9 protein-coding genes are annotated in these 10,982 nt (G+C 34.3%); 6 read left to right on the top strand and 3 right to left on the bottom strand.

The genetic code is table 11. The annotated features are described in order from the left end of the window. Positions 1–5: 5 nt before the first annotated feature. The 6 genes from C9J51_RS07310 to C9J51_RS07285 all read left to right on the top strand — a co-directional run bounded on the left by C9J51_RS07310 (position 6) and on the right by C9J51_RS07285 (position 6,364). Positions 6–920 carry a glycosyltransferase family 2 protein gene (locus tag C9J51_RS07310; protein WP_052668006.1) on the top strand — a complete coding sequence of 305 codons (915 nt, stop codon included), beginning with the start codon at positions 6–8 and terminating at the stop codon, positions 918–920. Further along, on the top strand, positions 917–1,996 hold the full coding sequence (locus tag C9J51_RS07305; protein ID WP_045039944.1) for an EpsG family protein: 1,080 nt from the start codon (positions 917–919) through the stop codon (positions 1,994–1,996). Before C9J51_RS07310 ends, C9J51_RS07305 begins: the two co-directional genes overlap by 4 nt. A 17-nt stretch (positions 1,997–2,013) precedes the next feature. Continuing rightward, positions 2,014–2,928: a glycosyltransferase gene (locus C9J51_RS07300; protein ID WP_211306500.1), complete on the top strand. Its 915-nt coding sequence runs from the start codon at positions 2,014–2,016 to the stop codon at positions 2,926–2,928. Next, a complete protein-coding gene (locus C9J51_RS07295) occupies positions 2,918–3,814 on the top strand; it encodes an NAD-dependent epimerase/dehydratase family protein (RefSeq protein ID WP_107274939.1) in 897 nt (298 codons plus the stop codon). Before C9J51_RS07300 ends, C9J51_RS07295 begins: the two co-directional genes overlap by 11 nt. A 2-nt stretch (positions 3,815–3,816) precedes the next feature. Continuing rightward, entirely contained in the window at positions 3,817–4,380 is a 564-nt protein-coding gene (locus C9J51_RS07290) for a sugar transferase (RefSeq protein ID WP_045039943.1), read from the top strand. 70 nt (positions 4,381–4,450) lie between these two features. Continuing rightward, positions 4,451–6,364 (top strand): polysaccharide biosynthesis protein, encoded by a 1,914-nt coding sequence (locus C9J51_RS07285; RefSeq protein ID WP_107274938.1) that lies wholly within the window; start codon positions 4,451–4,453, stop codon positions 6,362–6,364. A 270-nt stretch (positions 6,365–6,634) separates the two neighbouring features. Here the strand turns inward: C9J51_RS07285 and C9J51_RS07280 are convergent, their stop codons facing one another. The 3 genes from C9J51_RS07280 to C9J51_RS07270 all read right to left on the bottom strand — a co-directional run bounded on the left by C9J51_RS07280 (position 6,635) and on the right by C9J51_RS07270 (position 10,978). Continuing rightward, on the bottom strand, positions 6,635–7,606 hold the full coding sequence (locus tag C9J51_RS07280; RefSeq protein ID WP_045039942.1) for an OmpA family protein: 972 nt from the start codon (positions 7,604–7,606) through the stop codon (positions 6,635–6,637). 376 nt (positions 7,607–7,982) lie between these two features. Continuing rightward, positions 7,983–10,205, bottom strand: coding sequence for a YjbH domain-containing protein (locus C9J51_RS07275; RefSeq protein ID WP_045039941.1), 2,223 nt, complete (start codon positions 10,203–10,205; stop codon positions 7,983–7,985). Further along, entirely contained in the window at positions 10,205–10,978 is a 774-nt protein-coding gene (locus C9J51_RS07270; protein ID WP_052667988.1) for a capsule biosynthesis GfcC family protein, read from the bottom strand. The genes C9J51_RS07275 and C9J51_RS07270 overlap by 1 nt, the downstream gene beginning before the upstream one ends. Positions 10,979–10,982: the final 4 nt, after the last annotated feature.

Below are 10,982 nucleotides of genomic sequence, written 5' to 3'. Positions count from 1 at the left end.
GTATTTTGAATAGTGTTCTGCCAATTATAGTTTTGTTTAATCCAGAAAAAGAGTTATTAAAAAGATTACTTATTAGTTTAAAAGATCAAGTAAAAGATATATGCATCGTTGATAACTCTCCTATATCTGTCAAAAATAGCATAGATGATATTTTAAATATTATTCCGAATAAGGTTGAATATTTTGAATTGAATGAAAATAAAGGAATAGCAACTGCACAGAATATCGGAATCAAATATGCTAAAGATAATAACTATGATCATGTGTTATTATTAGATCAAGATAGTAGTCTTCCTGATAATATGGTTAAAGGGTTACTAACGGCTGAAAATGAATTATTAAAAAAGAATATAAAAGTTGCTACTGTTGGTCCTGCATTTATTGATGAGAAAACAAATGAATCTGTAAATGCAATTCGAGCAAAATTATTTTATGTAAAGCGTATACCTGTTGATATTAATTCAATTGAACCTGTTGGCAGTGATTATATTATCGCTTCTGGATCTCTCATTCGTATGTCTATATTAAAAGAAATTGGATGTATGAATGATGACTTGTTTATTGATTGGGTTGATATTGAATGGGGGGAACGTGCAAATCATCTTTATGGGTATAAATCTTTTATTATACCAACAGTCATAATGCGACATAGTATAGGTGATGAAACATCTAAAGCATTAGGTCGGAGTATCAATTTACATTCTGATTTCAGAAATTATTTTATTGTTAGAAATGCAGTATATTTAATGCGTTCAAAGAGTATGTCATTTAACTCTAAGCTACTTTATTTAATAAAAGTACCACAATATGTTATTTATTATTCTTTAATGTCAAAAAGAAAAATATATTCTCTTGGGCTTTTAACGAAAGCTATATTTGATGGTGTTATCTCTAATATGGGGAAAGGCCATTTTAAATGAGTTATTATATTCTGTTATTTTTAGGGCTTTTAATATATGCTTATATTTATGATGGATTAATGGCTAATGGACACTCATCATATGTAAGATTTTGTGATTTATATACATTGTTATTAGTAGTCTTCCTTATATTTTTTGCGGGGTTGAGAGTTCCTGGTATAGATCATGATTATAACTCATATATAAATTGGTTGAATGTAGATAAAGAAAATTTTATAGCTCATGTTTTACAAGGAAAAGATATAGGTTTTTTATCTCTATATAAGGTCATAAGTTTATTTTCAAATAATTTTGCTTTGTTTTTTTCATTGATTGCAACTATAAGCATAATTGCTAAATTTATATTTTGTAGATTAGCTTTTGATAAATATTATGTGGGAATATTAGTATTACTTGTTTTTTCTAGATTATATTTAACTCAAGAATTTACTCAAGTTCGTGTTGCAATGGCTATGGGAATTGCTTCATGTGCTGTATTACTTTGGTATGATAAAAAGAAAATATTGAGTGTTATTTTATTTATATTTAGTTTAACATTTCATTTGTCTGTTATTATTATACCTGTATTTTATATTATTTATAATTACATTTCTTTTTTGAATAAAAGATATGTGTTATTTTTTATACCACTCATTGCTTTTGTTTTATCACCTCTATGTGTAGAGTTAATGCATTTAATTGGATCTAGTAGAGTTGAAGTTTATATTAATGGTTCTTATCATACGACAAAGATATCAATTTTTTCTGTTTATTATTTAGTTCGTTTGTTTTTGTTCTATTTTATAATGGCATTTGTATTTAATAAAACAAATGAAAAAGAAAAGATATTTATCTATTTTCTAGCTTGTAGTCTATTTTTACAAATTATTTTTTCTTGGAATGATGTTTTTTCTCTTCGATTTACTGAGGTTTTAGCTCTATTTGATCTTTCTGCTTTGATTTTGCCATTAAAATATCTATCTAGGAAATATAAATCTGGATATTTTATGCTTATTGTATTAATTTCATTTGTGTTTTTTTATTCCTCATTAAAAATTGTGTCGCCATATAATAATTATATGTTGATGATGTTTTAATAATAGTTAGAGATCTTATGTGTAATAAAATTTGTGTATTATTAGCTGCTTATAATGGAGCGGAATATATAAGAGAACAACTAGATAGTATATTATCTCAAAATAGTGTTGAAATTGATATTTATATTAGTTTGGATTTATCAACTGATTCATCTATTGATATTATTAATAGTTACATTAATGATAATAGCAATATATATCTTTTAGAGTATGGATGTCGTTATGGAAGTGCGGGGCAGAATTTTTTTAGACTGTTAATGGATGTTGATTTTTCTAAATATGATTATATTTCTTTTTCTGATCAAGATGATATTTGGTTATCAAATAAATTAAGTCATGCGATTGAAGTTATTAAATCAAATAATGTAGATGCCGTTTCTAGTAATGTTTTGGCTTTTTGGAAAGATGGACGTGAAAAATTAATAAAAAAAGATAATCCACAAGTTGAATATGATTATGTTTTTGAATCATCAGGACCTGGATGTTCTTTTGTTTTAAGTAAAGACTTATCAGTAGCGATACAGAGATCCCTTATTGATAATAAAAGTATAGTAAATAGATTATGGTTACATGATTGGTATTGTTATTCATTTTCTAGAAGTAATAAATATAAATGGTGTATTGATAGTGAAGCTTTGATGCTTTATCGACAGCATGAAAATAATGAGGTTGGAGCGAATAATGGTTTTTTATCTATATTTAATAGATTAAAGACTGTTCTTTCTGGAGATGCATTTAAAAAAGTATTAATACAAGCTGATTTTATTGAGTTAACGAATAAACCAATAATTTTATTAAAGGAAAATACATTTTTCAGCTTGATTAAACTAGCTATGATGGCAAATAAATGTAGACGTTCAAAGATTGATAAAATTGCATTTTTTATTATGATATCAATTTTAGCTGTAAAAAGGTTATTTAATGAAAAATAAAATATTATTAACTGGAGCTACTGGTTTTATTGGTAAAAATTATTATAAATTATATCCTGATAATATAGTTTGTACAGTAAGGAATGAGAAAGAAAATAACTTCAGAGATATTTTTAAAATTGAATCATTAACATCAAAAAATAATTGGAAAGATATTTTGGTTGATGTTAAGTCAGTTATTCATTTGGCTGGACTAGCCCATTCTAAATCGTATTCGGATGATGATTATAATGAAGTAAATTATTTGGCTACAATTAATTTAGCTAAACAAGCAGCAGAGTGCGGAGTGGAAAAATTTATTTTTATAAGTACTATTGGTGTTAATGGTATTGAATCTAATAAAAATGCATTTAGTTCTTTTGATACTCCTAGCCCCCATAACTCTTATGCTAAATCTAAATATCAAGCTGAAATATTGTTAAATAAAATAGCTAAAGAAACTGGTATGAAACTTGTTATTATTCGTCCTACTTTAGTCTATGGTCAAGATGCTCCAGGTAACTATAAAAGTCTTTTAAATTTAGTTAAAAAAACACCATTATTACCATTTGGAGCTATTCATAATGAAAGAAGCTTTATATCTATAAGTAATATATGTAGTTTGATTAATTTTTGTTTAAATAGTGATGAAGCTGATGGGGAAATTATTTTAGCTTCTGATGGTTATACTGTATCTATATTAGAGTTTACTAATTTTATTGCGAGTACTGTAAATCGTAAAATATATCAAATCCCAATCCCGAGGTCGATTTTTATTTTTTTAGGTAAGTTGTTTAAGAAAGAGCAAATGATTGGACAATTGATTAATGATCTAAAGGTTGACGATGATGAAACTAGAAATAAAATATCTTGGCGACCAAATAGTACGAATATAGTGAGAAAGTAAGAATGAGTGTATTTTTTAAAATTAGAATATTAGATATAATGTTTTCCTTTTTTGGTCTAATATTACTATGGCCAATTCTTTTGATTATTATCGTTATTGGTATGTTTGATACGGGTTCGCCTATATTTATTCAGACGCGTGTTGGTCGGGATAAAAAGCCATTTCAATTAATTAAATTTAGAACTATGGCAGTAGATACTCAATCAGTTGCAAGTCATTTAGCAAGTAATGCATCAATTACTCGTCTAGGACATTTTCTTCGTAAGACTAAGATTGATGAGCTTCCTCAATTAATTAATGTTCTAAAAGGAGATATGAGTTTAGTTGGTCCTCGTCCTAATTTATTTAATCAGCAAGAATTGATCATTGAACGTGATAAGCTTGGTATTTATGATGTATTACCGGGAATAACTGGGTTATCACAAGTTAAAAATATTGATATGTCGACACCAAAGCTATTAGCTGAAATGGATAGAAAAATGATCGATACACTAACAATTAAAGATTATTTTAAATATATAATTATGACGGCCACAGGTAGTGGCGCTGGGGATGCTGTTAAATAATTATTAACAATCATATTAGTATGACTTTTAAATTGACCATGAGATGAGTATTGCTCATTCTTGAGGATATATGGCTATTATTGATGCTTTTTTCTCGATTCCTAGACCTTATAAGCGAGTTATAAGCGTCTGTATTGATCTTTTATTTATACAAGTTGCTTTTTGGGGGGCTTTTTGGACTCGATTAGGTGATTTTGATCAAACTCGCAGTGTTGAATATTGGTATTTAGTATCATTTATATCGGTGATCACTATTGCGTGTTTTATTCGGATTGGTTTTTATCGAGCTATTTTACGTTATTTAAGTGTGCATGCAATATTTACGTTGGCAATTGGCTCTTTAGTGTCAACAGTTGTATTTGTATTAGCAACCTACTTTTTTAGTATTTGGGTGCCACGAACTGTCGCAATTATTTATTTAGCATATCTTTTTGTATTAACTGGAGGTGCACGATTATCTATTCGTGTGTTTTTCTCTCAGTTAGAAATGAAGCGTAAACCTAATGTCATTGTGTATGGTGCAGGTGTTGCTGGACGACAGTTGGTTAATTTATTACGTCAAGGTGATGAGTTAAATCCAGTTGTTTATATAGACGATAATAAAAAATTATACCGTAATGTATTACATGGTTTAACAGTATATAAACGTGAACAACTATCTCGACTAATAACAAAGTTTGGTGTTAAACAAGTTCTATTAGCAATGCCAAGTGCAACTCGTAGTCAACGTAAGGCTATTATTTGTGCATTAGTTGATTTGCCTGTTGAAGTGCTATCTATTCCTAATCTTGATGCAATCGTACATGACAATGTATCGTTAGATCAGTTACATGATGTGCCCATTGAAGATCTGTTAGGACGAGAGTCAGTGCAAGCTAGTAATCAATTAATGGAAGCGAACATTCAACATAAGACGGTAATGGTTACAGGGGCTGGCGGCTCGATTGGTTCTGAGTTGTGTCGACAAATTATACGATATCAACCACAAACATTATTGCTGTTTGAATTATCTGAATTTGCGTTATATAGCATTGAAAAAGAGTTATCGGAATATATAACTAAACGTGGTTTAGAAATTGATTTAATTCCATTACTTGGCTCTGTACAGCGAATTAACCGCTTAGAAGCAATTATGACAACCTTTAGTGTTGATACTGTCTATCATGCAGCAGCATATAAACATGTACCTATGGTTGAATACAATGTTGTAGAAGGCGTACGTAATAATGTCTTTGGTACTTTTTATACGGCTCAAGCAGCAATTAACGCAAATGTTTCTTCATTTGTATTAATCTCCACTGATAAAGCGGTTCGTCCAACGAATATTATGGGCACAACGAAACGTATGGCAGAGCTGGGTTTACAGGCATTGGCAGAGCAAGAAGCACTAAAACCAAATGGTACCCGCTTTTGTATGGTACGTTTTGGTAATGTGCTGGGATCTTCAGGTTCAGTCATTCCATTGTTTAAGCGCCAAATTAAAGAGGGCGGGCCAATAACTATTACTCACCCTGATATTATTCGTTATTTTATGACGATACCAGAAGCGGCCCAGTTAGTGATTCAAGCGGGTGCTATGGGTAAGGGGGGAGATGTGTTTGTACTTGATATGGGTAAACCTGTGAAAATAGTTAATTTAGCGGAGAATTTGGTTAAATTATCAGGCCTTGAAGTGAAGTCAGAACAGAATCCCTACGGTGATATTGAATTTAAATATACCGGATTACGCCCAGGTGAAAAATTATATGAAGAATTATTGATTGGTGATAACGTTAATGAAACAGAACATGAGCGTATTATGACGGCGAATGAACGCTTCTTATCATTAATTGACTATCAACAATTTCTTGATCGACTAGATAGTGCTTGTCATGATTTTGAACATGAGTTGATTCGGGAAATATTAATGGAAGCACCAACAGACTTTAAACCAAGTGATGGTATTAGTGATGTTGTTTGGAAGAGAAAGCAATTAGCTCATTAATTAGTTAATATTATTATTTTAAAAAGCCTAGCTCGTATATGAGTTAGGCTTTTTTTTTGCTTATATTTCTTACCATGTCAACACCTGAACCCTTTTATTCCCTTATTAGTTGAAACTGGATTTTTCCTGTTCTTCGTTATTCTTTATTAACGTATTACTTTTCTTTTTCCCATAAAAAAATCCGCCATAACCGTGAAGTTATGGCGGATTATTCGTTAATACCTATGCACGTATTTAATACGCAGTACTAACCTTAATTAGCAGTAGAAATTACTCAGCAACAACTTGAGTAACAGTTTCTACATTTAGCTCAGGAACGATGATGTCAACACGACGGTTTTCAGCACGGCCTTCAGCTGTGTTGTTAGGAGCGATTGGATCTAGCTCACCACGACCTTCGCTAAGAACGCGATCTGCACCAACATTTAGGTGAGTACGTAGTGCGCTAGCAACAGCTTCTGCACGCTGTTGAGATAGTTTCTGGTTGTATGCTTCAGGACCAGAACTATCAGTGTGACCAACAACAGTAATTGTTGCATCAGGGTATTGGTTTAGACGCTCTTCGAAAGGTGCTAACTTGCTTGCATCACCAGTAGTAATTTTAGTGCTGTCGAATGCAAAAGGAACCGTTAGTTTTAGTTCGTCAATTGTCGCTACAGATACTTGATCAACGTAAACAACTTCAGGAGCAACAACAGGTGCTGGAGCGCCCCAATGGTATGCTAAAGAAACGCCTGCGAATTGAATGTCAGCACCGCCTACATCTTTGTAGTATTGGTATTCAATGCTTGTAGATACGTTGTTGTTGATGTAGTACTCAGCACCAACACCAGCAGTAGCAGCCCAACCGTTATCGTCAGCTGTTGCGCCGTTCTTAGCGTTCCAATCGTAGTAGAAAGTACCTAGCTTACCAAATACATCGATTTTGTCGTTGATAGCGTAAGAGAACTTACCTACAAGATCAGCACCTTGTGCAGTAAATTTACCTTGACCATTAGTAACGCTAGCGCTACCTAGGTTAGTGTAACCAATTTCACCAGCGAACCAAGGTGTGATTTTGTAACCAGCGAAAACACCACCTGCAAGGTTTTTGTCATCAAGTTTGATGTTGTTAGTGCTGTCTGTAATGTCGTAGAAGCTATTACCTAAACGCGCACCAGCATAAAATGGGTTATCTGTTGCAGCATTTACCGCGCCAGATACAAGAAGAGCAAGAGGTAGTACTAGAAAAGTCTTTTTCATAATATTTGCCGTATTTTCCTAATTGTAATAAATCCGACTTAAGCCGGTAATTTTCGCACTATTATATGAGAGTGCTTGTATATACCCTACAATAACAAATGCCATTAGGATATATTTTTCATATATAATAATGCATTTTTTTTGAATGATATAGTAATTAAACGCCGTTTCATTTTAAATGTGGTTTTTAGTGTAACAAGCTGTTAATAAAGAATATTAATATACCCTTACGGTATTTATAACGCATTAACTTGCTTTTGTGTCAATTATCTAAAATGATTATTTATAAAAATGAGTCGAATAGTGACGAAAATCGATAACTCAAAAGATGAGTCATCGACATATTCGCACTATTTATTTGTTCGTTGTGAGGCATTTATTTGTTAAATGCTTTGCGTCCGCTCCATGGTTGACGTCCATCGGTTAAGTCATATAAATGATATTGACGACCTAACATTTGACCCCCATCGCGGTTCATCGGTAACCAAGAAATATTAGCGCGGCTAGTACTTGGTTTAACGGTTAAAATATCGAATGGAATCGAGATGTAAAAACCTTTATTAAAGCTGCCTTCGCCATACTCTTCTGCCGACATACTGGTTTTAGTTACAAAAGCACCTGCAATAATGCCGCTATCAAATTGTTTCGAGAAATCGATAGTTACGCCCGTATCTTCAGCTAAATAACGTCCAGCACTGACTTTTAATAGGGTATTGGGTAACCATTGCCATTGAGGTTGGTAATATGCGGTTAAATTACCCGTAGCTGCTCCTGTTTGAACTTCATATGAACGACCTAAATGATCATCATATTGAGTTTGATCTTTGAAGAAACCAAATGCTGAATGTGGATCACGTTGTTTCACATAATTGACATCCAGTCCTAAAGCCCAATTACTGCCAACAGGGCGGTATAGCACCTCGCCACCAACACCACCAAACATCACTTCTAAATAACCCGCATACGCTTGTGCATACCAATCATTAGAGACTTGATCCAACCACGTTAGCTGCAAGTTATTCATGCGTAATGTGTTATCAGTAATGTACTGACGCACAAGGGTACGGACGCGCTTATTATGAGTACCATCTGGCGGTACATCATATTTGAATTTATCGTAGGTATCGTAAAGGTTTAAATAAACGGAGCCACCAACAGTGAAGTGGTTATTAAACCAATAATCAGCACCCGCCGTAACACCAACATTAAACATGTAGAAGCCTTCAGAACCCCCTAATGATTGCTGTAGGGTTGGTGCAATACCGACATTCCAGTTTTGGTTAAGATCAACCATTTGCTGGCCTTTAACATCTTTTGGCGCTGTTGTTATGCGTTTATCTGCAATATTACTGCCGATATAATCATTATTAGCGACTTGAAGCAGTTGTTGGCGATTAAGTACGGTTTCAGTGATCGGTTGGTTAACCGCAGTTTCTACAATGTGGAATTGTTCAACTGCTGGCGCTTGGTTATTAAGTAAGATCCCTGCTCGTAATTGAGCTTGATCGCGATCGCGATATTTAACTTGTTCTGCAACTATTGTAATACTGCTATCGCCATTCTGATAAATGGTGGGGTTTTTATAGCCAGCAATTTTTTCTACATCTTGAGCCAGTTGTTGCCATTGCTCTGGGGTAAGCGTCTTTGCTGTTGGCGCAGTGGTTACAGATGGCATCGGTTCATCTAACCAGCTGGCTTTTAATTGGTTAAAGTTAGTATTAACACTTAAACCAAAGCTAACTGTAGTGCCACGTTCATAGCTGATATTCGCTGTTGCCCAATCGGCTAATTGATAAACAACACCAAAGTTAAACGGGGTTTTGGGTGTCATGTCATGACCACGATTTGCACGGAAATCATCGCTATAATCGTTACCGTCATACTCAAGTTTTAGCTGCAATGGTTGCCATGGTGTTTGGTATTCGACACCGCCATAAAGGGCCGCGTTGCCTTTAAACCAACGGCCAGTATCAAAACTACCGCCATTATCTTTAAAGCCATTATCACGGTCACAAAATTTATCACTTACTTTACATAAGGGATTGGTAATGTTACCGCGCTGACCTATATAGCCCCAGCCTAAGCCGAGAGTAAAATCTAACGGCCCCACACGTTTGTTGGCAGCAATAAATTCGCCATCAAATAAGCCAGTACCACCAAGGTCGCGAATGCCAACAGCGACTTCAGGTAACCAATAAGATTCTTGCCATAAGCGCACTTTGGCATCGATACCTTTATCAGTATATAAAGTGTCACCACTAAAACTTTGATCACCGCTGTAATAAAGATCAGGTACTTGGGTATAACGAATCGTAGCTTCTAGCCAAGGTAATAGCTGTAGTGATGTCCAATAATGGCGGTAATCACTGCTGATAGTGGTACCAAAAGTAAATTCCCCGTCTGGATGCATACGGGCGGTGGGCATTTGCATTAAACCCACGCCACCAAAATCACTATTAGAATAGTGCATTTCTGGATAACTAAATTCATCTGCTTGTGCAGAATAGAACGGCAGTAAAGCAATTGCCAATGCTGATAAAGCAAATAAAGGACGTTGATAGAAATTGTGGTGAGTAGAAGCCGATGTGACAGAGTTCATTACAACGTCCTGTTGATTAGCATTGAAGAAATAGCTTGGTTTAAGCCACTGTAATCATGAAATAGTGCGTCATAGCCAAGGTAAATGATTGCCCCTGGTGCAATATCATTATGGTTATTATTCCAGTAGGCAATAGGGTGTTGTTGTATTACACCATCAGGCTGAATAACTGTTACTTTGCTATTGGCGGCAATGGTAAGGGGGGTTACTTGCGCTAAATATTCTTTCGCTGCCATGCGAGGTTGCCACTTCATTGTTTGGGGCTTTTCAATGGCGCCAATAATGACCACGGAAGTAGGGCGATTAGCTAATTGCAGTTGATAATTACCGTTCAATAATGGGTTATCGGTTTTATTTAAGCGTACTTTATCGATATCAATGCTAACGGGCAGCCGCTGATGATGAATATGTTGTTGTATCCATTGCGCAGTGTTAGCAAAACTACCGCTAATAACGGCATCATCACGGTGTTGCTGACTTAATTGTGTCAGTTGGGTGATCAATGCTTGTTTGGTTTTAGGTTCAGTTGTAATGCTTAAGCTGCTACCAAGCCAGTAAGGTGGTTCAGTTAAGGTGCGTTGTTTAAGACTATCGCTAACAACTTGTGCTAAGCGCACGGGTTCTGCATAGCGTAATGTGACTGCTGCTGCCGACGATCCATTAGCATTTAAGGTGATCATACTTTGGGCCATGCTTGGCATTGTCATTAATAAACACAAGCTAGCTAAGGCGTAACGACGGTAGCGAGTGGCTGTGGTGATAAGAGAAAACATAAAT

Origin of the sequence: Photobacterium iliopiscarium (assembly GCF_003026395.1) — a bacterium.
Taxonomy (GTDB): Bacteria; Pseudomonadota; Gammaproteobacteria; order Enterobacterales; family Vibrionaceae; genus Photobacterium; species Photobacterium iliopiscarium.
The sequence above is the reverse complement of the archived record's forward strand: the minus strand, read 5'-3'. Positions and strand labels throughout refer to the sequence as shown.